We start from the raw sequence: 22,248 nt of genomic DNA on the forward strand, positions 1-22,248 counted from the left end.
CTTGCCGGCGCTCCCCATAGGCTGGCGACCGACGTTTTCAAGTTTATGTAGTATCGTCGGTCGCACCTTTGCCCAGCGAAGCTGCATTGATTTCAAACATGATTCAGGCAGATGATGAACGAGATCAGTACCCTCTTGATGTTCGGCGAGGCCGCCTTGGATCGTTCCGCTCGTTCGCTCGGATGATGCAGAAGCGCGTGGTTAAGCGTTTAGGGAAGTCAACATCTGCTCTGCTTTCGAACAAACGCGGGTCATCGGCATCATTTTTGGCTTGGTCGCGCGCCGCCCGTGTTGAGCAGTTGCACAATGCCCGCGGCTGAGACCGGTTTGCTGAAGTGATAGCCCTGCATCTCGTCGCAATTGTTCTTGCGCAGGAACGCGACCTGGTCCTCCGTTTCGACACCTTCTGCAATGACCCTTAGATTGAGCTTCTGCCCGAGCGAGATGACCGCGATGGCAACGGCTTGGTCGTTTTCGTTGGCGGCAAGGTCTTTGATGAAGGATTTGTCGATCTTCAGCCGCGCCAGCGGGAACGTCCTCAGCGCGCTAAGGCTCGAATAGCCGGTTCCGAAATCGTCGATCGAGATCTGGACGCCAAGGCTCTGCAACTCGTTCATCGTCGCCACCGCCGTCTCGATATTCTGCATGATCAGGCTCTCGGTTACCTCGAGCTCGAGATATTTCGCCTCCAGTTCGCTATCCTTCAGCGCATTGACGACACGGCTGATCAGGTTGCTTTCCCTGAACTGCCTGGCCGACACGTTCACGCACACGACTATCGGCGGCAGGCCCGCATCCTGCCAGTCCTTGTTTTGCCGGCAGGCTTCATGGAGGACCCAGTCCCCGATCTGCACGATGAGCCCTGTTTCCTCGGCCAGCGGAATAAATTTCATCGGCGAGATCGTGCCGAGGCTTGGATGGTTCCAGCGTATCAATGCCTCGACGGCGAAGACATGACCCGAACGAAGGTCAACCTGCGGCTGGTAGGACAGGGTGAACTCGGCACGGGCCAGTGCGTTGCGCAACTCCTCCTGCAGAAAGAATTTTTCCTGGGCCGTCGAGTTGAATTCGGGCGCGTAGAACTGGAAATTGTCCCGGCCAAGCTCCTTGGCGCGGTACATAGCCGCATCCGCATTTGCCAGCAACGTTTCGGCGTCTGACCCGTCCTTCGGGTAGGTCGCAATGCCGATACTGGCCGTAATCCTGAGATGATGCTCTCCCAATTGAACCGGCTCGGCTATCGACGCCTGGATCTTTCGCAAGATCGTGTCGCCAATATCTGCGTCCGAGACCTGATCGAAAAGCACGATGACGAATTCATCGCCACCCAGCCGCACCACGGTGTCGGTGGCACTGACACAACCGACCATGCGGCTGGCGACCATCTTCAACAGCACGTCACCGGCATTGTGACCCAATGTGTCATTAACGGCCTTGAAGTTGTCGAGATCGATGAACAGGACTGTAACCCACCGATCGTAGCGCTGCGCATAGACGAACGCCTGTGCCAACCGATCGCTGAGCAGGGCTCGGTTGGGAAGCCCCGTCAGGGTGTCATGGTTGGCCATGAAATGGATGCGATCCTCGGCCAGTTTGCGTTCGATTGCGATGCCGGCGATGCGGGTGGTGAAATCGATCAGCCTGTTCTCGTTCTCGGCCGGTTCGCGCGCGGTCGTCGAATACATCGCAAAGACGCCAAGCACGGCGCCATTATGCGACAAGATCGGCGTCGACCAGCACGACCGGTAGCCGTAGGGAGCCGCCAGTTCGCGATAGTCCTCCCAGAGCGGATCGTTCATGATGTCGGTGACGATGACGGGCTCACGCCGATAGGCGGCGGTACCGCAGGATCCAACCTTGGGGCCGATCCGGACGCCGTCGATCGCGTCGGTGTAGTCCTTTACCAGGCTGGGTGCGGCGCCATGCCGTAAATGGCTGCCGTCCTTATCGAGCAACAAGACGGAGCCCGATATGCCGGCCAACTGAGATTCGATTAGCCGCATGAGACGTTCAAGCACACCTTCGAGCGGGGCATTTGTCACAATCATTTCAAGAATCTGCGCCTGCCCATTTCGCAGATCGTCGGCCTGCTTGCGCGCCGTGATGTCGCGGGCAATGCCGACGAGCCCAAAGATCTCGTCCTGCGCATTGCGTAGCGGCACTTTGGTCGACGATAGCCACTTGCCCGTGCCGGACGCGTCAACGATAAACTCTTCCCTGTCGATCATCGGCTGGCCGCTGCGCAACAGGTCCTGCTCGCTCGCGCGAAATTGCCGGGCAAGCTTGGGGGCGTGCAGGTCGAAGTCACTTAAACCGACCATCTCGCTGGCCTCCTGCCGGCCATGGTCGGCGGCAAGAGCTCGGTTGGCGACAACGAAGCGACTTTCGGTATCCTTGACCCAGAGGTAGTCGGGAACCCAGTCGATGAGCGTCTGAAGCGAAACGTGCTGGTTCATGACCAGCCGGCTGGCGATAAGCTCGGTAATGTCCTCATGCGTTGCAACCCATCCGCCGTCGGGCATAGGCTGATGGCTGATCTGAATGGTACGACCGTCCTTGAGTTCGGCGGGCCAGTTCCTTGGACCAGTGCCTGAATTGACCGAGCGAGCGAAAGCCAGATAGGCGTCGCCGTCCATCGCGGAGGTGTTGGCAGCGAGCCGGTAGCCGACGATTTCGCCAAGCGTCACGCCTGCATGCAGCTTTTCGGGTGCGATCCGGTAGATCTCCGCATAGCGGCGGTTGCACAGGATCAGCCGCTCGCCGGCATCGAAAAAGCAGATGCCTTGCGAGATGTTGTCAATTGCTGTCTCAAAGCGCCGCGCCTGGGCTTCGAGCACCGCGATCTTGGCTTTTAACTCGCGCTCCAGGTCTTCATAGGAGGCGATCGCCAGTTTCGACAGCGCAGCCAGTCCGGCCCGATCCGCTGGCTCGCCGGCGCGCTTTGATGATTTCGTGGTCAAACTTTTTCCAGTTCCGGAAGAAAGAACAAGTAGGTACGCACAACTAAAACCGGACGCATTCTATGGGTAGGTAACTAATTTTGAGTGAACCCTGGAGGCGCTGTTTTACGAACTCAGCATCGAGCGTCGCGTGCCGATTGACCGTCTGTTGCGCCCGATCGATCGCTTCGTCGACCTGGGAGATTGCGCTTAAGATCTGTAAGAATTTAGCGTCTACCAGAATCGTTACTTTAGCTTCCCGCGATAAGCTGCCATCCGATTGGGTAGCGCCCCCTTCAGGCCCAATGTCTAGAGGAACACTATGACGCCCCGCACGAAGCGTATTCTGGGTAAATCAATAGTCGTGACGCTAATTGCAATCGTCGCCACTTTCGGTCTGTCGTTTACGGCCAGACTTGCGCTACAGATGCCGATCGACTGGCTGAGTTGGGTGGAATGTACCTTCATTCCCATTCTCATCGGGCTGCCAGTCAGTGCCTACATCTTCGCCCAATCGGAAACGATCCGGGAGACTTGTGATAAGTTGGAGAAGTCGCATACGGCCTTGGAAGAGGCGCACGACAGGCTCAACTTCGTAACCAGCCACGATCCGATGACTGGACTCCTTAGCCGCGGTGAATTCATCGCAAGGATGGACAGAAACCGCGATGAGGGAGAATGCGACACGCTCCTCCTGATCGATCCGGATCACTTCTCCTCAATCAATGACAGGCACGGACATTTCAAGGGTGACGAGGCTTTGGTCCGGATCGCGAAGGCGCTCGTCTACACGACCCGCCCAGGGGACTCGATTGGCCGCCTCGGTGGGGAAGAATTTGGGGTGTTGCTACGAGGTGTGCGCAAAGCGAAGGCAATTACGATTGCAGAGAACATCCGCCGTCATATCGAGGGTATTCCCTGGGTGAAGGGGAAACAAGACGGCGTGAACGTAACGGTCAGCATCGGTGGGGCAGAATTTCCTCGCGGTGCAGATATTCAGAATGTTCTCCGCACTGCCGGACGGTGCATTTTTGAAGCGAAGCAACGCGGGCGGAACCGCGTTTCATTCGAATATGAGGTAGCCCCGTTGCCCGACGTAGGAGGGCAAAAAACGCGCCGCAGATTCGAATGAATTGGCGCGCCTATGTCGATGAGCGGCACCACCAACCCAGACCCATGGGCAACCGAGTTGGCATGGCTGCTACATGTCTCGGTTATTGAAGACGTAGAGGATGTCATCGGCCTCTAGGAGCTTCAAGCCCACCATTAACACGTCCTTGGCTCGCGCCTGGGCCAGTTCGCCGCCGCTACCTTCGTCCGCCCAGCCGTGCATTCGCAAAAATGCTATACTGCCGGGCCAGCCCCTACGGCATCGCCGCGTCGACTGACAGCAAGCCAGAATGGGCAATTTCGATACGCTGTACGGGTTCAGCACGATATCAGCGAGCGCAAGCGGGTCGAGGCAGCACTTGCCCAGCTAAAACAGGCCATTCAAGCTGAAGGCATCAGTGCAATCTCCTTCATTCCGATTATGGAAGGTGGACTGCTCCTCGGCAAGTTCATGGCCTACTTCGACGAGACTCAGGATCATTCAGACGACCATGTTGAAGTTGCCCGGACCATTGCTCGTCACCTCGGTTTCGGCGTTGAGCGGATCAAGGGTGAAAACGCTGCTCAGCGGCTGGCGGCAATCGTGGAGTCTTCCCATGACGCGATCGTCAGCAAGGATCTGAATGGGGTCATCTCGACATGGAACCGAGGTGCTGAGCGCCTGTTCGGCTATTCGGCTTCAGAGGTGGTAGGCAAGCCGATCACGATCATCATCCCCCCGGATCGACTGGAGGAGGAGCCGCTGATCTTGGGCCGGATACGCCGGGGAGAACTTGTCGACCATTTCCAGACGATCCGGCGCCGCAAGGACGGGTCGCTTGTAGATATATCTCTGACAATATCGCCCGTCCGAGATGCAACGGGTCGTATCATCGGCGCATCCAAGATCGCGCGGAATATAACTGACCAAAAGATTGCGGAAGCAAAGGTGCGCGATAGCGAGCGTCACCTTCAGGATCTGCTCGCCGCCATCCCTGCGGCCATCTACACGACCGATCAGCAGGGAAAGATCACGTACTTCAACGAGGCTGCGGTAAACCTCGCCGGCCGGACGCCTGTGATTGGCACGCGCGTGACATCGCCGAGGTCGCGGCGATCGAGCTGCTTCGCCGCGAGCAGGCCGACGTTGCCCTCCCGCTCGACCGGATCAACCTCGTCGGGTCCCGATACGCTGACCGGCACGGATGTCGCCCCCATCTGGACCGACGTCCTGAGTCGCCAGATCACCTACCCCGGCGAAGACCTAGCAGGCTTCGAACAGAACCTGGGGCAGTTCATGCCGGGCTGGATGGCGCTCGACATGCGCCTGATGGGCGAGCGCTTCATCAGCGAGGGCATGATTTCCGATGCTGGCGACATCGACCGCCTGACCAAGCTGCTGAACCGCCCGCTGCGCACCTATCGCGACTTCGCCGCGGAAATCGCTGCCTCGGCTTAACGCCAGACAGCCTGCTGTCCACACGGAAGCGCACGCGAGCTGCTCACGGAGAGCCGGCTCTGACCATCACCCATGAACATCAACCAGGGACTGCCTCTTAGGAGGCGTCCCGCCTTCCGAGGTAGTTACGATGCAAGATTCCGTAACGACAATATCCCGACTGCCCAGCCCAAGATACTGGTCCTTGGAGCAACCGGCGGCACGGGCCGTCTGATCGTCGCCCAAGCGCTGGCGCGAGAGTACGATGTCACCGTGCTCGTGCGCTCTCCCGAAAAGGCCAGTGACCTGAAAGGTGCGAAGCTCATTGTTGGAGACGCCGCGACGAGAAAGTCCTGCGCCAAGCGCTCGACTGCCCTGCGGTCGTCTCTCGACCATTTTGATGCCCAAAGGCGATGTACCGTCACGCCACTCTTCGGCTAACTGACCGAACGTTGTCAGACGTCAAACAGGTCAGACGGCCCTCGCCCGATTTCGTCGATGATGTCAGGTGTGTTGTTGCGCGGGCTGCCCTCCTTGCTGTCGATCGGCCACATTTTCATCAGATCGGACGGGAACGGCCTCATCAAGTCGCGTGGGTCCGGTTCCAGTCCCAGCCAGCGCATGTAGTCGGCCGGCGCAAGGATCACCGACATGCGGTCATGGATGCTCGCCATCAGTTTGTTCGGCTCACAGGTGGCAATGGCGAAGGTGCGGATAAGTTCCCCGGTTGCATTGTCGGAATACTCTTCCCAGATCCCGGCCATCGCAAAGGGCTCATCCGACTTCAAGGCGATGGCATAGGGTCGCTTCTTCTTGCCCGAGGCGTCGAGCTTGTGCCATTCGAAGTAGCCGTCGACCGGCACCAGGCAGCGGCGCGCGGCGTAAGCCTTTCGGAACATGCCATTGCTGGAGATGGTTTCGCAGCGGGCGTTGACGGGCGGCGGCCGACCGCCGCCATCGCGAGCCCATCCGGGAACGAGGCCCCAGCGCGCCGACACGAAACCGGCCATGCTCGTCGACAGTTCCTCACGGATGATGATCGGAAAGGTCAGGCTTGGAGCACCATTCCAGAGCGGGAAGCTGTAGCCCAACCGGTCGACTTCCCCGGGATGGGCAAATTCGAAACGTCGAACCATGTCGGGAATCGTGGTCTTTACGAAAACGCGTCCGCACATTTAAGAGCCGCCTAATTACGTCAGGGAAGACCAAAGTGGGAACGCAATGGGAACGAGTCAAGTCGGTCGTTACTCTGGTAGGCCGGGCTCGTAATGGACGATGGCGTCAAGAATGGTGCGGTAGAGACTGTCCACTTCCTCGTCGATCTCAACTCGCTTGATGCCAACGGCCTTGGCGTCGGCAATGAGCTTGTGGGTAAGCTCATCGACTGAAATCTGCCTTTGTCGTTTCGGGGACGTTGTTTGCGATCCACTGATCGAGGAAGTTGATGCCGCGTGTGCTCATGTCATTCTATCTCGATCACACGGCCCACGTGTCCTTTTTGGCGCCTCGCCGACGGGTCGGCTTTCATCTGCAATCGCTGCTGTCTTAGGCGTAAGGTCTTGGCGTCTCTTGCCTCACGCTCGGCGTCAATGATCAATCGAGCTTCCCGATCTGCCCTTGCTATTCTTTCCTTGTCGACGCGCCGTGTCATCCGCAATCTCCCGACCGCTTTTGAACCAAAAGAATGCGCGGGCTACGCACCTGTTCCAAAAAAAGATAATCCGCGCGAACCTCTTATGTTGTTGCGCAACAAGATCGGCCACCGGCGCGCGGTTTGCAGCGAGCGACATGATGGATTTGGGCCGACCGGCCTACCAAGAAGGCACAAGTCACCTTCACTTTTGGGGTCTCACCGGCCGACAAGACCACGCTTCAGCCATTCGGCGTTGTCCTTCTTTTGCCCTTTCGGAACCGGGCCGTCGACCTTCCCTTGCACGCGATCCCCTGGTGCCTGCCGCTTGTCTGCCTTGAAGGTGACGAAGCGCCGCCGGCGTAACGACCGGTCCGCCATCACAAACATCGCCGGCTTGCGCCGCTCTCGCTGGACCCCGATGATGTCAATCTGCTTTCGTCGAAGCACTTGATCTTGCGCCGGTCCATTGTCGGGCCGCTGCGGCACGCGCTGGCTGTCGCTTAGAGACCACGACTTCACGCCCGGCCTTCGCGCTGATATGTGCGACATCGACCACTTCAAGACCCTGAATGATCACCTCGGCCATGCCGAGGGCGATCGCTGTCTGGTCGAGGTGGCCAGCATCATCCAGGACAACGTCAGGCGCGATCAGGATCAGGTGGCCCGCTACGGTGGCCAAGAGTTCCTCGTGCTCCTGCCGGAGGTGGACGAGGAAAAAGCAGTCTCCGTAGCTGAGAGGATTCGTCAGGGTGTCGAGGCTGCCGCGCTCCGCAACCCCGGGCCCCCCGTTTCGCGCCGCGTTACAATCAGCATCGGTGTAGCCGTTCAGACTGCTGGCGAGGCCAACTCGCCGGAGCAACTCCAGCGTAGCGGATGCGGCACCTTATCTAGCGAAGGAAACCGGTCCGCAACCGGGTGACGCTGTACGGCTCGGAGCCAGTCGTGCGCAGAAGTCCGATCGAGACGATGACGCCGCAAGCGGTCGGGTCTTCAGCAGACAATCGCCAAGTCAGCCTCAAATACCGGAACCGTGCCGTTAGCAGAGAGGATAACAGCATCCTCGAACTCTCCGATGCCAGTATCCCCTTTCCGGCTGAATGCGACCATGCCCGCCGCGTTTGCCGCCAGCTTCTCAACAATTCGCAAAGCATGCTCCAAGCTCTGGACTTCTACGCTCTCCCGTCGTGAAAGCCCCCTTGGCGTTCCCTGGAAACTCTGAACCTCAACATACCTCAGCAAGGTGGCCTCCTCTGCGGCCGCGGCGGGCAATGAGGTTTCATGGATACCCCGGCAAACATCCGCATTGGAGCGGTCAATATCGTCGGCAGAAGAGCGTCCGAAAGGGCTGTCGGTGGCTCCGTCGTGGGAACGAAAAAAAAAGAGAAGCAGAACTTTCGCGTGCGATTCTTGCACACAACCTCTCGTAACTAACTGATTTTATTTACGTATCTTCCCCATCCATCAACGGCATAGTGGCAAGTCCGCTGATTGGGCCAACGCGTAGCATTATGGTTGATGGACCGTCCGATTTCTAGCCTACCGTATCCGTCAGGACTCCTCTCCTCGCCCGCGTCTTCCATTTCGAATCCACAGACCTCATCATCTTGATGCCCCCTCGATGTTCGATCGTTATGGGGTGTGCCCGAGCATGCTCGGATGTATCAAGCTGCGATGCCGCTAGGAGCGCAGCCGTCACCGACAATGGAGACTCCTGATGGATGACAGAAAGTTTCTAACGGCTGAGGAAGTCTCGCAGCGCTATCGTGGCAGCATCTCTGTTGGAACGCTGCGAAACTGGCGAGCAATGAGAGTTGGACCAGCCTTTATCAAGGTCGGGAAAGCGGTGCTGTACCCCACCGAAGGACTAGATGCGTGGGATCAAAAAAATACCGTGTCGTGCCGTGCGTCAAAACGACTCACGATGAACATTAGTGAGTGAGCATGATAATCACCTAGCATCACGTAAGACCGGCCCCAGTTACCGCACCCTGCCTGCAGGCCTATGTAAGATTTATCATTATCTATCAGATAGTTAGATAGACGGTGGCGGTTCTCCACAACCATCCTTCTGGGGATCCCACACCTTCCCGCGCGGACATCGAGATGACGAAGGAGATCATCGACGCGGGCAAGCGGCTGGGCATCGCCGTGCACGACCACATCATCATCGGCAGGAAAGGCCATTCCAGCATGAAAGGTCTGTTGCTGATCTGAATTCCTGGCGTCTTCCTTCGTGTCGGTTGCTCCCTGCGACAAAAATGGGGCTGACGGCCCGTCGGATCAACAGAAAATTGCCCGCGTAGGACTCTGGCGTAGAAAAACAGGGAATAGCGAAGATGGCACGGTCACAGGAATCTCAGTGAAACGAATTGGCTCGCTTCAGAGAACTCACCCGCGATCCGCTTGTGCCACGACGCTATGCATCAACACATCGAAGCCGGGCGATATCTCTTCCTTTGTCGTAAACTCCGCATTGTTGTGCGTGATGCCATCCTTGCATGGGGTAAAGATCATCGTGGTCGGACAAATGCGCGTCATGAAGTAGGCATCGTGGCCGGCCTGGCTCGGCAGGTCGCGATGGCTGTACCCCAGTTCTTGCGCCTTCCGTCGCACCAGATTGACCAGCGCGCGGTCGAATATCCTGCCTCCCCACTCCCAGGTGTCGAGGATCTTGGCCTCGCACGCCGCTAGCGTTGCTGCCTCCGTCACCGCGGCATGCCGAAGCCAAAGAAAATAGATAGTCGTGTTATCTGGGATCGCCTCAAACTGGAGACGGCGTTCGCCGATCTTCCCGGCCACGATGACGAGAATATTGTCATCGTGGATAATAGTCTGGTTCCTTGATGGAACAGCGTCTGAAAGACAAATATCCGGGCCTACTCCTACAAGGATCGGCATGGAACGACGCGCTGGCGCTACCGCGCCAACGGCGCCTAGTGTCGCTGCCTGCGCCCACTGAGTCAGGATTCAATGAAGCCTATCAGGCCGCCGTCGAGGGCCGGAAAATCCGCAAGGCGCCGGTAGTCATGATGCCCGGGGCTGCCTTGCCGGGAACCTTCCGAGCGGCGGAGCAGAGATTGAAGGCTTCGGCCAAGTGGCTCGCCCATGATGACAGCACGAATTCAAGAGCTTTGCGTCGAACTGGAGGTGCGTGGGGTGAGCGTGCACCGCTCCAATGTCGGGCGCCTGCTCAATCGCCTGGGGCTCAGTCATAAAAAAACTCTACAGGCCAGCGAGCAGCAGCGGGCCGACGTGCGCCAGGCGCGTGAACTGTGGATGGGGCGGCGAAAGCGCTTCTTCAACAAGGCCTTGGCGCCAAGCTGACCAAACGCACCGGCTGGGTGCCGAAGGGCGAGCGCTTGGACGCATGCGCCATTCGGCAAATGGCAGACGCAGACCTTCATCGCCGGGTTGCGATGCCACGGCATGTCGCGCCGTGGATCGTCAACGCGCCGATGAATGCCGCCATCTTCGCGCACCTCGACAATGTCGGCTTCCACAAGAACGAGCGCGCCGCCCAACTGGTTCGCCAAAGAGGCGCTTGGCTCCTGTTCCTGCCACCATACTCACCCGATCTCAATCCGATCGAAATGGCCTACTCAAAACTCCAGGCGCGATAGCGAAAGAAGGCGGCCAGAACCTTCGACGCACTCTGCAAGGCGCTTCGCTCCTGTTCCTGCTACCTGTTCGAGCCAACCGAATGCAGAAACTTCTTCAAAGCGGCCGGATATGAGGCCAATTAACCGCGACACGCTTTGGATCAAATGATCATTCTGTATTCGTTACTTTGACAAGTGTCAATTAGACAAGCTATCGTTTAACTGTCGAAATAAACTTACTCAACCGCGCCTGCAATGGCGTTACATGTCGATATTTTTTCATTACTGTGGTGAAGTGGCTCTGGCTTGAAAAACCGATCAAATGGGCGATGTCCGCGATCGTCAAGCGGCTGTCGGCAAGCAGTCTTTCCGCGAAGTCCAGCCGCAGATCGAGAACAAACTGATGCGGCGGCATCCCGAACGTCCTGGAGAAGGCGCGCACAAAGTGATAGGATGAAAGCCCGCAAACCGCGGCCATCTCGGCAAGCGCCAGCTTGCGCGAAAAGTTCTCGTTCAGGAACTCCTGCACTGTACGTGCACTGCGGACGGAAAGCCCGCCTTTTACGTTGAGCGCCGGCTGTCGCGCCGCATTGGTCCCGGAAATCCATCTTGGGAAATCATCATCGCGCCGCATTTTTCGGCCTCCTGATATCTCCCTGATGCAAATCAACCTGAGGGCGCACCCTCCGTTCCCCTGGGGCGTCTGCGGAGCTTTCGTGAAACCTGTAGTCAGACATTGACGAGCAATTCGTTGACGCGGCTTTCCATGAGGGCAATGCCTTCCTCAGGGCCTGCATATGATCATCGCGCATCTTGGCACTTACCCCACCATACCGACCATCCGTCGTGCAGAGCCAAGCGCAAGCGTCCAGCCCAGCATGCCGTGACCCGCGTTGATATAGACGCCATGGATGCGGCGCGACGGCGCGATGATGGGGCGCGACGATGGTGTCATAGGCCGCTCGCCCGACCAACAACTCTCGCTCTCTTGCAAGCCGAAAAGGTCAGGAAACACTTCGCAAGCTGCAGTACGCAACGTCTCGAAGCGGTCCGCGCCAAAGCCGGCGTCCGGTCGCTCGATATCGGCAATGCCTGCAACGCGCATTCGATTGCCGATAGCCGCAAAGGCAAGCTTGCGCTTGGTATCCGTCAAACTGACGCGGGGCGCTCCCCGGCTAAAGGGGATGGTCAACGAATAGCCCCTCACCGCGCGGATCGACCGGACTTCAGGCAAATCGGCCGCAAAAGTGCGGCTCATAGGCCCAGCGGTGACAATTGCGACCTCGGTATGAAGTGGACCGCGATCGCTGAACCTTAAAGCACGAAGCCTTCCCTGCCGTTGTTCGAAAGCAACCACCCGCTGGCCAAACAGGGTCGAAACGCCATACCGATCCACAATGTGTGCGGTGAGCTGACGACAAAAGGCCGCCGCATCGCCGAGCGCATCGCCGGGCGTAAAGATAGCGCCGGCAATCTCGCCCTGATATGTCTTCAAAGCAGGCTCCACCGTCTCGGCCGCCGCACGCGTCAGCAGCCTCTGATCGAATCCGAGGGCCGTCTTTCGCTCGACAATCGGCCGAGCTGCCGAGAAGTTTGTCCGATTGGGGTAGAGATGGAGCTTACCCGCAACCCGGTAGTCAAACGCTATATCCGCCTCTGCCAGGAGAGCCTCTAGTTCCTGGCGCGATTCATTGGCCAGCTGCAAAATGGCGGAGGTGTTGCTCCACCAGCGGCTAGCAGATGAATTGGCCAGGAACCGCAGCCCCCAGATCAGGAAATCCGGGTCAAGTTGCCAGCGAATGCGAAACGCCGGATCCCTTTTGGCAACGATCGCTGGCAAATGTTTCAGCAGCGCCGGTGACGCCATGGCATCGCCATAGGCCCACGAAAGCTGGGCGGCGTTGCCAGCGCTTGCTCCCAGCCCCGGTTCGCGAGCCGCATCGATGAGCGTGACCTTGTGTCCGGCGCGAGCCAACAGATAGGCGGATGCGACGCCCACGACACCCGCTCCGATGACTGCCACAAGCGCCATGTCAAAGCCCCTCGGTAGCCAGAGAGGCGGTCAATTCGATCTCCACGGGAACACCGCGCGGCAGAGAGGCAACGCCGAGAGCGACGCGAGCGTGTGGCCATCGGTCGGGAAAAATCTCGCGGAGCAGCTCGGAAGCCCCGTCCACCACCGTCCCGTGCTGTGTAAAGTCGGGCGAGGCAGCCACATATCCGGCCAGCCGGATGAAGCCCGCCACCCGATCGAGTCCGCCGGCAATGCCCTCCAACTGGGCAAGGGCGTTGAGTAGCGCCCAACGCGCAGATTCCCGGCCTTCCTCAATGGATACATCGGTGCCCAGATGGCCCCTTTTAATAACGGCCTTTTCCCTGAGAGGCACCTGCCCCGAAACCGTAACGATCGTCCCGTTGCGAATCGCGCCGACGAAGGCTCCTGGCGGAACTGCCGGTTCCGGCAGAGCGAGGCCAAGCGCTGAAAGCCGCTGGCGCACCGCGCAAAGCTCTTCGCGAAACGCTCCGGGCGCAATTCCCGGCCGCGCGTGTCGGGCGCTGCGTTCGACAAAATTTTTAAGGATTGCCCGATCGAACTCGGTCAGTCGGTATTCGGGATGCCATTGGATGCCGAGGCAGAACCCATCAGCCGTCCCCTCGAAAGCTTCGATAACGCCATCCGGGGCGCGCGCCGCGACCCGAAAGCGCCCCATACCCGTTAGCATGTGGCGATGCAGGCTATTGACCTGAGCCGCTGTTGAGCCGGCCCATCCGACAAGTTCGCTCTCAGGCGCCAGCAGGATGTCATGGGCCAGGCCGTCCGGTATGGCACTCGGCATGTGGTCGGTCGGCGGCATGCCGGCACCGGTGGGCAGAGCAGCGACAAATGTCCCGCCGAGATACTCTCCAATCAACTGCATGCCATGGCAAATGCCAAGCAGTGGTTTTCTGGCCTCGATCGCAATTCCGACAAGGGTTCGCTCACATTCACGGCGCTGAGGCGCCACTTCCGCGCCAGGCTGGGCCCCGGTGATCAGAATGCCGTCGGCCAAAGCCGCAGCAGAGATCATGGTTTCCAGTTCAAAGGGAAGAATGAGAGGAATTCCGCCCGCCTCGGCAATAGCTTCGGCATAGTTTGCCCGTACCGTATATTCCCGCTCTGTCCAGGCACGCTCTGTCACGTTGATATTCGGCGTCATTAGAATAACCGGCTTGTGGCCCGTCGCACCCTCCGCGCGTCTCAATGCGATCTCTGCAGTCTGGGTGTTCATTGGACTTTTCTCTAGCGACGGTAGGCGAGCGCAACCCGGCCAACCGCCGGCAGCGAAAAGGAACAGTCATATGATCGGCAAGAAGCAAGCTCCGGTATCGACATACGACCACGATCAGATTGGCACGGAGGACGAGCTTGGAATTTTAAGGAATGGACTTTTTCTTTGAAAAATCGACACGCGAGCGGTACACATTTTGACAAACGAGGGTTTGCCGTGACGTCCGACAGCGATACTTCACCAGCGCCGACTGATCCCGACTATGTCCGGTGGCTCGATGATCTGTGGGCGCAACGACTGCTCTCGTCGCGCGATCGCAAGCCGGATCTGTCCGTCGGCATTCTGTTGTGGCCGACCTTTCCGATGATGTCGTTGACCGGCGTTGTGGAGCCTTTACGCCATGCCGCGGATTTCGCCGACAATTCGCGCCCGCTTCATTGCCGCTGGTCGATCATGGGCAAACTGGGACAGGCCGCCGTCGCAAGCTGTGGCATCCGCGTCCAGGCAGACGCGCCTTACACCAATCCAACAGACTTCGATTACATCGTCGTCATCGGTGGACTTCTGCCGCATCTGCGGGCAGCCCCTGCGCAGCATCGGGACTATATAAGGGTCGCAGTCGCTGCTGGCGTGACTGTGATCGGGGTCTGCACGGGCGCCTTCGTGCTAGCGCAGGAGGGATTGCTAATAGGTCGCAAAGCGGCAATCCATCCCTTTCACGCGGAAGATTTTCGGGTGGCGTTCCCTCGCCACTCCTTTTCTACCCGTGAAGATTTTATCGTCGCGGACGGACAGATCACGGTGCCGGGCGGGATCTCCATCCTGTCGCTCTTGACGGAGCTCATTCGCACCCATTGCGGGCCGGACCGGGCAGCAAAGGCCGTCCATCAGCTATCACTGACCGAACAAAAAAGCATAAGCGCCTTTGATCACGAACGGGTCTCTCCGTTCCAACAAGTTGGTGACACTCGCATCCAGCGCGCCGTAGTTCTCATCGAAAGCCGCAAGGGCCGCGGTACCTCCCCCGAAGAGGCTGCGGCCGTCGTCGGTCTATCGCCGCGCCAGTTCGCCCGGCTATTTCGAGAGCATATCGGCATGACCCCGAAACGCTTCATTCTCGAAACCCGCCTGCGTTATGCACGCTTCCTGGTGGAAAACACCGCCATGCCGATCACGGCCATCGCGTTCGAGACAGGCTTTTCGGACTCAGCACATCTTGCCACGGCATTTGGCAAGAAGTACGGCAAGCCTCCCGGAAAGTTTCGGTGAGATCGCCGGGAATCAAGCGGCCTTTGGTGCGCGCACGAAACCCTTGCTCGCTGTCATGAGGTCACGTGTATAGTCCTCTTTGAACGCTCCTGCGATCAGATCACTGGATGTCAGCTCCTCTACCACTTTCCCGCCTCGCATCACCGCCATTCGCTCACACATATGAGTCACGACGCCAAGGTCATGGCTCACCATGACAAAGCTCAAGTCGCGCTCTTTTCGCACCTGCTCGAGAAGATTGAGCACCTCCGCCTGAACGGATGCGTCGAGCGCCGACGTAGGTTCATCCAGCAGCAAGATCTCCGGTTCGAGAATAAGAGCGCGCGCGATGGCGATGCGCTGTCGCTGGCCGCCCGACATTTGATGCGGGAAGCGGAACCGAAAGGACGGGCCAAGCCCTACCTCGTCGAGCGCACGGCGGATGCGAGGCTCAGTGTCTCCGACACCGTGAATTGCGAGCGGCTCCAGCAATATTCGATCGACAGTCTGGCGTGGATGCAGTGACCCATAGGGGTCCTGGAACACCATTTGCACCTTTCGATAGAAGTCGCGCGAGCGCTTCGTGCCTGTAAGTGTCACTCCGTCGACCCGGATCGTTCCAGCGCGCACCGGCGCAAGGCCGGCGATAGCACGCAGTAAAGTCGATTTTCCTGAACCGGATTCTCCCACGAGACCGAAGGTTTCGCCGCGTGAGACCGCGAGAGTGACATCGTCGAGCGCGCGATAATCCTCATAGGCGACAGTAATATTCTCGACAGTCAGAACGGATGTCATGCGGCCCACTCCGGTTGGCGGTTGAGAACCGGTAGCGGATGCCGGCTCTCGCCGATTTTCGGCATGCAACCGAGAAGTCCTTGGGTGTAGGCATGTTTGGCATTCGAAATCTGACCTGAAGACAACTCCTCCACGACACGGCCCGCATACATCACGAGAACCCGGTCGCAGAAGGATGAGACAAGGCGCAAATCGTGGGAGACGAAGATCAGCCCCATGCCCCGGTCCGCCACCAGCTTGTCGAGGATCGCCAGAACCTCCAATTGCACTGTGACGTCTAGCGCCGAGGTCGGCTCGTCGGCGATCAGAAGTTCTGGACCGGCGACCAGCATCATCGCAATCATGGCGCGTTGTCCCATGCCCCCAGAGACCTCGTGCGGATAAAGCCCGAACACCCGTTCCGGATTGCGGATCTGCACCGCCTCCAGCATCTCCAAAGCTCGACGCTTCGCCTCGGTCTTCGTTACGGGGCTGTGCGTCCTCAGCGTTTCGCAAATCTGCCGTCCGATGGTCATGACCGGATTGAGCGAATATTTCGGGTCCTGCAGCACCATGGCGATGCGGCCACCGCGCAGCGCCCGTCGCTCTCGCGGTGTCGCCGTCATCAGGTCGATGCCGGAGAATGCGAGCTGATCGGCTGTAATCCGGGCATGCGATGGCGTAAGGCCCATGATCGCCCTGCCGGTCTGTGACTTGCCGGAGCCGCTTTCGCCAACGATGCCGAGACGTTCGCGCCCGAGCGTGAAGGACACGTCGCGCACTGCCTCGATGAGCCCTGTACGGGTAGGATACTGCACTTTCAGGTTCGTGACGGTCAAAAGCGGGCTCATCGGCCGGCCTCCCTTGGATCAAGTGCGTCGCGCAATCCATCGCCGAGCAGGTTGAAGCCGAGGCTGACGGTGAGGATGGCAATGCCGGGCATGGTGGCAACCCACCACTGATCAAGAATGAAACGGCGCCCGGACGCGATCATCGCGCCCCATTCCGGCATGGGCGGTTGTGCGCCAAGGCCAAGGAAGCCGAGGCCGGCGGCCGTCAGGATGATGCCGGCCATGTCGAGCGTGACGCGCACGATCAGCGACGAGAGGCACATGGGCATGACGTGGCGCAGCACGATGCGCCATGGTGAGGCGCCCATCAACCCAACGGCGGCGATATAGTCTGAATTGCGAACCCGTAGCGTTTCCGCACGCGCGATCCGTGCGTAGGCTGGCCAAGATGTAATTGCGATGGCGAGCACCGCATTTTCGATCCCCGGCCCAAGCGCCGCTACGAACGCCATCGCCAACACGAGTTTCGGAAAGGCGAGGAAGATATCGGTGATCCGCATCAGCACGGCATCCACCCAGCCACCTGCATAGCCGGCAACGGTGCCGACAAGAAGGCCGAGCGGTGCAGCGATAACGGCCACGAGCGAGACGACTGCAAGCGTCAGTCGAGAGCCGAAGATCAGCCTTGAAAGAATGTCGCGGCCCTGATCGTCTGTGCCAAGCAGATAGCTGCCTGTTCCAGGCGGCAACAGGCGGGCCCCGGCCAGATCACCGGAGACCGGCGAATGCGGCGCAATGACATCGGCGAAGATCGCGACCAGCGACAAGGCCATGATAATGCCCAGGCCCGCAAGTGCCAGACCGTTGGCGGAGAAGCGCAGCCACACCATGTAGGCGCGACCGAGGCTGGCTTGCGTACGCGAGGCCGGCTGATCGCTCAGGAGGTATGCCCGGCGGCTGAGAGGAGGAGGATCGATCGTCATAGTCATCGCGCTCGGGTCCTTGGATCGAGGATTCGGTAAAGCAGGTCGGAAAGGATGTTGAGGGCGATGAACACGGCGCCGATGATGAGCGTGCCGCCAAGCACGGCGTTCATGTCGGCATTTTGAAGCGAGTTGGTGATGTAGAGACCGAGGCCCGGCCAGGAAAACACCGTTTCCGTCAGCACCGAGCCTTCGAGAAGGCCGGCATAAGAGAGCGCAATCACCGTAACCAACGGGACAGCTGCGTTTCTGAGCGCATGTCTCCAGATGATCCGCGTTTCCGAGAGGCCCTTGGCGCGGGCGGCAATCACATATTCCTGCCCGAGCTCGTTCAGCATGAAGGAGCGGGTCATGCGGCTGATATAGGCAAGCGAGAAATAGCCGAGCAGGCTCGCGGGCAGTACGAGATGCCGGAATACGTCCCAGGCGACATCCCACCGGCGCTGCAAAACCGCGTCCAGCAGGAATAGCCCGGTAATCGGCGTGAAGGTATACTCGTAGACAATGTCGATCCGGCCGGGAAAGGCAACCCAGTGGAGACGTGCATAAAAGAGCAGGAGTCCCAGCAGGGCCAGCCAGAAGATCGGGATCGAGTATCCGGCGAGCCCAACAAGTCGAACGAGCTGGTCGGTGAACGATCCCCGTTTGACTGCGGCCAGAATCCCGAGTGGAACGCCCAGCACCGTGCCGATCAGTGTTCCGAAGGTTGCAAGCTCCAGCGTCGCCGGAAAGACATGGGCAATATCCGCCATGACCGGATTGGTGGTCAGCACCGACGTGCCGAAATCGCCTGAGAGAACCTGGCGAACATAGATGAAGAACTGATGCCAGAGGGGCAGGTTCAGCCCCATCTGCTCGCGGACCCGCTCGATTGCCGAGGCCTGCGCCCGGTCGCCGAGAACTGCAAGGACGGGATCCACCGGCACAACGCGGCCGATGAAGAAGGTCACTGCCAGAAGCCCAATATAGGTGGTGGCGATGACCGCCAGGAAACCGGCCACGCCGTAAATCCTGCTCATTGTCCGGGCGCGTCTGCGCCCGGCACTCAATGCCGTATCGGTCATTGCCATCGGATCGTCCTTCCCTGGTCAGTCTTTGGAGACTGGAGCGAGGAAGTTGGAATCGAAGGTCGGGCCAAGCTTGAAGCCCTTCAGTTTCGCAGATGTACCGGCCACTTCGGTCTGCTGGAAGATGTTGATGAACGGACCATCGTCCAGGACCTTCTTCTGCAGGTCCTGATAGATCGCCGTACGTTTGACAGGGTCGTTTTCCAGGAGAGCGCGATCCGTCTCGGCCGTCAACGGCGGCACGTCCCAGGCATTGCGCCAGGCCAGTGTCTTGGAAGCGCCCTGATCCGAATTATCGGGATTGGCCGTGAATGTTTGCGCGTTGGAATGCGGATCCCAATAGTCCGATCCCCACTGGCCGATATAGATGTCGTGGTTGCGGGCGCGATATTTGGTCAGCGTCTGCTTTCCGTCGCCAGGGATGATCTCGACCTTGACGCCTGCCTGGGCCGCGGTCTGCTGGAAGGACTCGGCGATCCCGCTCACGGGCTGGGCGCTTCGCACATCCATGGTGACCGTGAATCCGTCAGCAAGTCCGGCCTTTGCGAGCAGTTCTTTCGCTTTGGCGACATTGAACATGTAGGGATTTTCGTCGAGCGCACCAAGCTGGCCCTTTGGCAGGAAGGTCTGATTGATCTCGCCGATGCCCTTAATCAGCGTCTTGCCGATCGCGGCATAGTCAACGAGATATTTCAGGGCCTCCCGCACTTCTGGCTTGGCCAGATTGGGGTTCTTCTGGTTGAGGCTGATGTAGTAGACGGTGCCCTTCGCCGCGCTGTAGACAGCAAGCGCCTTGTTGTTTGACACGGCGTCGATGTCGCCTGGCTCGAGATTGCGGGCGACGTCGATGTCGCCAGCTTCCAGTGCAAGCCGCTGGCCGGTACTTTCCTTCATATGCCGAAAGATGATGCGGGCGAGCTTGGCCTTCTCACCGTAGAATTTGTCGTTGCGCTCCAGAACGACGGCCTCATTGGCCTTCCAGGTCTTCATGACAAAGGGACCGGACCCAGCGTAGTTGGTCTTCAGCCAGCCGTTACCGAAGTCGGTGTCGTATTTGTAATCGTTGGTCGGCGTGACGGCTTTGGCGTGTGCCGTCAGCAGCTGCTTGTCGACGGCCGAGATTGGGCTTGCGGCCATGACGTTCAACACGAAGCTCGGCGCGTAGGGCTTGTCGACAGTGAGCGAAAAGGTTGTGGGATCGATCGCCTTGGCCTTCTGGGCGACATTGTCGCCGCTAAGTCCGAGCTGGTCGATCAGGAAGGCAGGGCTTTTGTCGAGCTTGACCATTCGTTCGAACGACCAGGCAATGTCTTCAGCGGTAATAGGGTTGCCCGAAGCGAAAACGAGGCCGGGCTTGAGCTTGAAGGTATAGGTCCGGCCATCGGGCGAGACAGTCCAGCTTTCGGCGAGGTCGCCAACCACCTTCGTAGTGTCGTTGAGATCGAGTCGAACCAGCGTGTCGTAAGTATTGCTGATGACCTCGCCTGCACTGAGTTCGAACGACTCGGCCGGATCAAGGCTGATGATGTCATCGATTGCGAAAGCTTCGACCAATGTATCGGCTGGGGTGCCGGCCAGAACAGGAGCGTTGGCGAGTAAGATTGCCAGGCCCGTGCCGGCCGTGAGGCAAAGAAGGCTCCGAAGGTGTCTCGTCATTGTCATTCCCCTTTTTGGTTTGTTTGACGGTCTGAGTGGTCAGTTTTGCTCGTGCCAGGCTCCCGCAAGCACACGCAGCCAATTCTCCCTGCAAATCTTCTGAAGGTCGCTGTCGCCGTATCCGGCGTCCCGCAGTGCGGAAACGAGATTCTGTGTTCCGGCCGCGTCGCAAATACCCTGCGGGATCGTCGCGCCGTCGAAATCCGAACCGAGGCCGACGCAATCGATTCCCATCCGGTTGACCAGATAATCGATATGGCGGACCATGTCGGAGAGCGGCGTCCCGGCATTCTCCTGCCCGTCGGATCGTAGCATCGTCGTGGCGAAGTTCAGACCGACGATGCCCCGACTCTCGCTGATGGCGTCGAGTTGGCGATCGTTCAGATTGCGCGCCACCGGCGTCAGCGCATGGGCATTCGAGTGACTGGCGATTAGCGGCTTGTCAGTTGTCTTTGCGACATCCCAGAACCCCTGCTCGGTGATGTGAGACAGGTCGATGGCGATGCCCAACCGGTTGCACTCCCGGACCAGAGCGAATCCTGCGTTCGTCAGGCCCGGTGCTGTGTCTGGCGATTTCGGATAGGCGAAAGGTACGCCATGGCCGAAAATGTTGTGGCGGCTCCAGACTGGCCCGATCGACCGGAGCCCAGCTGCATGGAATATCTCGAGTTCGATCAGATCGGGACCGATCGCCTCGCAGCCTTCCATGTGCAGTACGGCCGCAAAAACCTTCGCGTCCATTGCGGCACGGACCTCGTCCGTCGATCGACACACCTTCCAAGCGTCTGCCCGGTCCAATCGGAAGGCGATGGCGGCAATTTCCAACACCGTATCGAGCGCCTGGTGCCTCTCGACCGTGTCAGAAAGCGGCGTGTCATAGTGTCCGTCCGCATTTGGCGTTTTCAGCACCAGATGCCCTGATGGCACGAAGATGGCGCAGAGCCCGCCGGCCAGTCCGCCCGAGTGAGACCGGGGCAGGTCGAGATGGCCTTCGCTCGTGCTGTCGCGAAACTCGGCGATCGGATCCTTGCCCGTACCGGCGTCCCTCCAAAGGCGCAGCAGGACGTCATTGTGTCCGTCGAATACCGCCTGCATTTTACGACCACGCAGATCGGTTGGCTGCCGATCCCGGTTTGCCGTCCATTCGCATCATAAATCTCCGCTTCTTTGACGGATTGGAAACAAGTTGCCGCCAACACGCCCCTTTTTCTGCGAGGACTATGAATTCAAACCAGGCGCTAGAATTTTAAATTTCGGACATTTTCTTTGATTATTCGTCAACCTTTTGTCAGCACGTGGGCGGCCCTGGAGCAGGCAAAAACCCATATCGCGACGGCTCTCGGCGTGCAGGCCATCGAGCATCATCACGAACGGGTTCGCTTCTTCTCGACGGTCGAGCTGGTCAATGCGCTGGAACAGGAGAAAGCACAGGGAAGATCCGGCCAGATCGCCAATCGCCTCGTGCATCCGATCTCGTGATCCTGGACGAGCTTGGCTATCTGCCGTTCAGTGCATCAGGTGCAGCATTGCTCTTCCATCTGCTGGGCAAGCTCTACGAACGCACAAGCTTCATCATCACCACAAACCTCAGCTTCAGCGAATGGGCCAGTGTCTTCGGCGCTGCCAGGATGACAACCGCAATTCTCGACACCGAACCGAAACATACATGAAAGGCGGGTCAGTTCTCGGTGGAAATCACCACGGCGCGCAGCGTTCGCATGCATCCATTGGCGATATAGGCGCCGTTCTCTTTGGTGAGTTT

General features: G+C 59.0%; 21 protein-coding genes and 4 pseudogenes. 10 read left to right on the forward strand and 15 right to left on the reverse strand.

Annotated elements, in window-relative coordinates; translation table 11 throughout:
• Positions 1-260 precede the first annotated feature (260 nt).
• Positions 261-2,960: an EAL domain-containing protein gene (locus tag ACFOJ9_RS17960; protein ID WP_378980248.1), complete on the reverse strand. Its 2,700-nt coding sequence runs from the start codon at positions 2,958-2,960 to the stop codon at positions 261-263.
• 301 nt (positions 2,961-3,261) lie between these two features.
• On the opposite strand from ACFOJ9_RS17960, the gene ACFOJ9_RS17965 reads away from it, so the two are divergent.
• The 3 genes from ACFOJ9_RS17965 to ACFOJ9_RS17980 all read left to right on the forward strand — a co-directional run bounded on the left by ACFOJ9_RS17965 (position 3,262) and on the right by ACFOJ9_RS17980 (position 5,907).
• Positions 3,262-4,071 (forward strand): GGDEF domain-containing protein, encoded by an 810-nt coding sequence (locus ACFOJ9_RS17965; protein ID WP_378980249.1) that lies wholly within the window; start codon positions 3,262-3,264, stop codon positions 4,069-4,071.
• Positions 4,072-4,266: 195 nt separating this feature from the next.
• Positions 4,267-5,487 (forward strand): PAS domain-containing protein, encoded by a 1,221-nt coding sequence (locus tag ACFOJ9_RS38850; protein WP_449288648.1) that lies wholly within the window; start codon positions 4,267-4,269, stop codon positions 5,485-5,487.
• Positions 5,488-5,559: 72 nt separating this feature from the next.
• Positions 5,560-5,907: an NAD(P)H-binding protein gene (locus ACFOJ9_RS17980; RefSeq protein WP_378980250.1), complete on the forward strand. Its 348-nt coding sequence runs from the start codon at positions 5,560-5,562 to the stop codon at positions 5,905-5,907.
• Between the two features lie 14 nt (positions 5,908-5,921).
• On the opposite strand, the gene ACFOJ9_RS17985 is transcribed toward ACFOJ9_RS17980, so the two are convergent.
• The 3 genes and pseudogenes from ACFOJ9_RS17985 to ACFOJ9_RS17995 form a co-directional block, all read right to left on the reverse strand.
• Complete coding sequence (locus ACFOJ9_RS17985; protein ID WP_378980251.1) at positions 5,922-6,641, reverse strand: SOS response-associated peptidase; 720 nt, start codon at positions 6,639-6,641, stop codon at positions 5,922-5,924.
• 69 nt (positions 6,642-6,710) lie between these two features.
• Positions 6,711-6,927: pseudogene (locus ACFOJ9_RS17990) on the reverse strand (DUF768 domain-containing protein).
• A gap of 388 nt (positions 6,928-7,315) precedes the next feature.
• Positions 7,316-7,585 (reverse strand): hypothetical protein, encoded by a 270-nt coding sequence (locus ACFOJ9_RS17995; protein ID WP_378980252.1) that lies wholly within the window; start codon positions 7,583-7,585, stop codon positions 7,316-7,318.
• On the opposite strand from ACFOJ9_RS17995, the pseudogene ACFOJ9_RS18000 reads away from it, so the two are divergent.
• A pseudogene (locus ACFOJ9_RS18000) lies at positions 7,563-8,026 on the forward strand (diguanylate cyclase); the annotation flags it as partial. The gene ACFOJ9_RS17995 and the pseudogene ACFOJ9_RS18000 sit on opposite strands and share 23 nt — an antisense overlap.
• 63 nt (positions 8,027-8,089) lie before the next feature.
• Here ACFOJ9_RS18000 and ACFOJ9_RS18005 read toward each other — a convergent pair.
• Positions 8,090-8,512, reverse strand: coding sequence for a hypothetical protein (locus ACFOJ9_RS18005; RefSeq protein WP_378988347.1), 423 nt, complete (start codon positions 8,510-8,512; stop codon positions 8,090-8,092).
• Between the two features lie 301 nt (positions 8,513-8,813).
• Here ACFOJ9_RS18005 and ACFOJ9_RS18010 point away from each other — a divergent pair, with 301 nt between their 5' ends.
• Both ACFOJ9_RS18010 and ACFOJ9_RS18015 read left to right on the forward strand, forming a co-directional pair.
• Positions 8,814-9,038 (forward strand): helix-turn-helix domain-containing protein, encoded by a 225-nt coding sequence (locus ACFOJ9_RS18010; protein ID WP_378980253.1) that lies wholly within the window; start codon positions 8,814-8,816, stop codon positions 9,036-9,038.
• Positions 9,039-9,142: 104 nt separating this feature from the next.
• A pseudogene (locus tag ACFOJ9_RS18015) lies at positions 9,143-9,313 on the forward strand (JAB domain-containing protein); the annotation flags it as partial.
• A gap of 174 nt (positions 9,314-9,487) precedes the next feature.
• Here the strand turns inward: ACFOJ9_RS18015 and ACFOJ9_RS18020 are convergent.
• Complete coding sequence (locus ACFOJ9_RS18020) at positions 9,488-9,997, reverse strand: M20/M25/M40 family metallo-hydrolase (protein WP_378980254.1); 510 nt, start codon at positions 9,995-9,997, stop codon at positions 9,488-9,490.
• A 207-nt stretch (positions 9,998-10,204) separates the two neighbouring features.
• On the opposite strand from ACFOJ9_RS18020, the gene ACFOJ9_RS18025 reads away from it, so the two are divergent.
• Both ACFOJ9_RS18025 and ACFOJ9_RS18030 read left to right on the forward strand, forming a co-directional pair.
• The gene (locus ACFOJ9_RS18025; protein ID WP_378980255.1) at positions 10,205-10,423 is read left to right on the forward strand and encodes a winged helix-turn-helix domain-containing protein; all 219 of its coding nucleotides are present in this window, start codon (positions 10,205-10,207) and stop codon (positions 10,421-10,423) included.
• 59 nt (positions 10,424-10,482) lie between these two features.
• Positions 10,483-10,719: a transposase gene (locus tag ACFOJ9_RS18030; RefSeq protein WP_378980256.1), complete on the forward strand. Its 237-nt coding sequence runs from the start codon at positions 10,483-10,485 to the stop codon at positions 10,717-10,719.
• A gap of 190 nt (positions 10,720-10,909) precedes the next feature.
• Here ACFOJ9_RS18030 and ACFOJ9_RS18035 read toward each other — a convergent pair whose 3' ends face one another.
• From ACFOJ9_RS18035 to ACFOJ9_RS18045, 3 genes are all read right to left on the reverse strand, one after another.
• Positions 10,910-11,332: a helix-turn-helix transcriptional regulator gene (locus ACFOJ9_RS18035; RefSeq protein WP_378980257.1), complete on the reverse strand. Its 423-nt coding sequence runs from the start codon at positions 11,330-11,332 to the stop codon at positions 10,910-10,912.
• Positions 11,333-11,518: 186 nt separating this feature from the next.
• Positions 11,519-12,730 carry an FAD-dependent oxidoreductase gene (locus tag ACFOJ9_RS18040; RefSeq protein ID WP_378980258.1) on the reverse strand — a complete coding sequence of 404 codons (1,212 nt, stop codon included), beginning with the start codon at positions 12,728-12,730 and terminating at the stop codon, positions 11,519-11,521.
• A 1-nt stretch (position 12,731) separates the two neighbouring features.
• The gene (locus ACFOJ9_RS18045; RefSeq protein ID WP_378980259.1) at positions 12,732-13,967 is read right to left on the reverse strand and encodes an Atu1372/SO_1960 family protein; all 1,236 of its coding nucleotides are present in this window, start codon (positions 13,965-13,967) and stop codon (positions 12,732-12,734) included.
• A 216-nt stretch (positions 13,968-14,183) separates the two neighbouring features.
• Between ACFOJ9_RS18045 and ACFOJ9_RS18050 the strand changes: the two genes are divergently transcribed.
• Positions 14,184-15,236, forward strand: coding sequence for a GlxA family transcriptional regulator (locus tag ACFOJ9_RS18050; protein ID WP_378980260.1), 1,053 nt, complete (start codon positions 14,184-14,186; stop codon positions 15,234-15,236).
• A gap of 12 nt (positions 15,237-15,248) precedes the next feature.
• On the opposite strand, the gene ACFOJ9_RS18055 is transcribed toward ACFOJ9_RS18050, so the two are convergent.
• The 6 genes from ACFOJ9_RS18055 to ACFOJ9_RS18080 all read right to left on the reverse strand — a co-directional run bounded on the left by ACFOJ9_RS18055 (position 15,249) and on the right by ACFOJ9_RS18080 (position 21,581).
• Positions 15,249-16,010 carry an ABC transporter ATP-binding protein gene (locus ACFOJ9_RS18055; protein ID WP_378980261.1) on the reverse strand — a complete coding sequence of 254 codons (762 nt, stop codon included), beginning with the start codon at positions 16,008-16,010 and terminating at the stop codon, positions 15,249-15,251.
• Positions 16,007-16,840 carry an ABC transporter ATP-binding protein gene (locus tag ACFOJ9_RS18060; RefSeq protein ID WP_378980262.1) on the reverse strand — a complete coding sequence of 278 codons (834 nt, stop codon included), beginning with the start codon at positions 16,838-16,840 and terminating at the stop codon, positions 16,007-16,009. The genes ACFOJ9_RS18055 and ACFOJ9_RS18060 overlap by 4 nt, the downstream gene beginning before the upstream one ends.
• On the reverse strand, positions 16,837-17,769 hold the full coding sequence (locus ACFOJ9_RS18065) for an ABC transporter permease (RefSeq protein ID WP_378980263.1): 933 nt from the start codon (positions 17,767-17,769) through the stop codon (positions 16,837-16,839). Before ACFOJ9_RS18065 ends, ACFOJ9_RS18060 begins: the two co-directional genes overlap by 4 nt.
• Entirely contained in the window at positions 17,766-18,782 is a 1,017-nt protein-coding gene (locus tag ACFOJ9_RS18070) for an ABC transporter permease (RefSeq protein ID WP_378987866.1), read from the reverse strand. Before ACFOJ9_RS18070 ends, ACFOJ9_RS18065 begins: the two co-directional genes overlap by 4 nt.
• 69 nt (positions 18,783-18,851) lie before the next feature.
• Positions 18,852-20,486, reverse strand: coding sequence for an ABC transporter substrate-binding protein (locus ACFOJ9_RS18075; RefSeq protein ID WP_378980264.1), 1,635 nt, complete (start codon positions 20,484-20,486; stop codon positions 18,852-18,854).
• A gap of 39 nt (positions 20,487-20,525) precedes the next feature.
• A complete protein-coding gene (locus ACFOJ9_RS18080; RefSeq protein WP_378980265.1) occupies positions 20,526-21,581 on the reverse strand; it encodes a dipeptidase in 1,056 nt (351 codons plus the stop codon).
• 249 nt (positions 21,582-21,830) lie between these two features.
• Between ACFOJ9_RS18080 and ACFOJ9_RS18085 the strand changes: the two are divergent.
• Positions 21,831-22,156: pseudogene (locus ACFOJ9_RS18085) on the forward strand (ATP-binding protein).
• Positions 22,157-22,248: the final 92 nt, after the last annotated feature.

This window comes from Mesorhizobium cantuariense, from assembly GCF_042647205.1.
In the GTDB taxonomy this organism is placed as follows: domain Bacteria; phylum Pseudomonadota; class Alphaproteobacteria; order Rhizobiales; family Rhizobiaceae; genus Mesorhizobium; species Mesorhizobium cantuariense.

What these genes read in the sequence shown, in the direction of transcription:
- ACFOJ9_RS18070 (WP_378987866.1), bottom strand. Translation starts at nt 18,782, where the DNA reads ATGAGCAGGATTTACGGCGTGGCCGGTTTCCTGGCGGTCATCGCCACC.
- ACFOJ9_RS18025 (WP_378980255.1), top strand. Translation starts at nt 10,205, where the DNA reads ATGATGACAGCACGAATTCAAGAGCTTTGCGTCGAACTGGAGGTGCGT.
- ACFOJ9_RS18040 (WP_378980258.1), bottom strand. Translation starts at nt 12,730, where the DNA reads ATGGCGCTTGTGGCAGTCATCGGAGCGGGTGTCGTGGGCGTCGCATCC.
- ACFOJ9_RS18020 (WP_378980254.1), bottom strand. Translation starts at nt 9,997, where the DNA reads ATGCCGATCCTTGTAGGAGTAGGCCCGGATATTTGTCTTTCAGACGCT.
- ACFOJ9_RS17980 (WP_378980250.1), top strand. Translation starts at nt 5,560, where the DNA reads ATGAACATCAACCAGGGACTGCCTCTTAGGAGGCGTCCCGCCTTCCGA.
- ACFOJ9_RS17965 (WP_378980249.1), top strand. Translation starts at nt 3,262, where the DNA reads ATGACGCCCCGCACGAAGCGTATTCTGGGTAAATCAATAGTCGTGACG.
- ACFOJ9_RS18075 (WP_378980264.1), bottom strand. Translation starts at nt 20,486, where the DNA reads ATGACGAGACACCTTCGGAGCCTTCTTTGCCTCACGGCCGGCACGGGC.
- ACFOJ9_RS18060 (WP_378980262.1), bottom strand. Translation starts at nt 16,840, where the DNA reads ATGAGCCCGCTTTTGACCGTCACGAACCTGAAAGTGCAGTATCCTACC.
- ACFOJ9_RS18045 (WP_378980259.1), bottom strand. Translation starts at nt 13,967, where the DNA reads ATGAACACCCAGACTGCAGAGATCGCATTGAGACGCGCGGAGGGTGCG.
- ACFOJ9_RS18010 (WP_378980253.1), top strand. Translation starts at nt 8,814, where the DNA reads ATGGATGACAGAAAGTTTCTAACGGCTGAGGAAGTCTCGCAGCGCTAT.
- ACFOJ9_RS18065 (WP_378980263.1), bottom strand. Translation starts at nt 17,769, where the DNA reads ATGACTATGACGATCGATCCTCCTCCTCTCAGCCGCCGGGCATACCTC.
- ACFOJ9_RS18055 (WP_378980261.1), bottom strand. Translation starts at nt 16,010, where the DNA reads ATGACATCCGTTCTGACTGTCGAGAATATTACTGTCGCCTATGAGGAT.
- ACFOJ9_RS18035 (WP_378980257.1), bottom strand. Translation starts at nt 11,332, where the DNA reads ATGCGGCGCGATGATGATTTCCCAAGATGGATTTCCGGGACCAATGCG.
- ACFOJ9_RS17985 (WP_378980251.1), bottom strand. Translation starts at nt 6,641, where the DNA reads ATGTGCGGACGCGTTTTCGTAAAGACCACGATTCCCGACATGGTTCGA.
- ACFOJ9_RS18080 (WP_378980265.1), bottom strand. Translation starts at nt 21,581, where the DNA reads ATGCAGGCGGTATTCGACGGACACAATGACGTCCTGCTGCGCCTTTGG.
- ACFOJ9_RS18030 (WP_378980256.1), top strand. Translation starts at nt 10,483, where the DNA reads ATGGCAGACGCAGACCTTCATCGCCGGGTTGCGATGCCACGGCATGTC.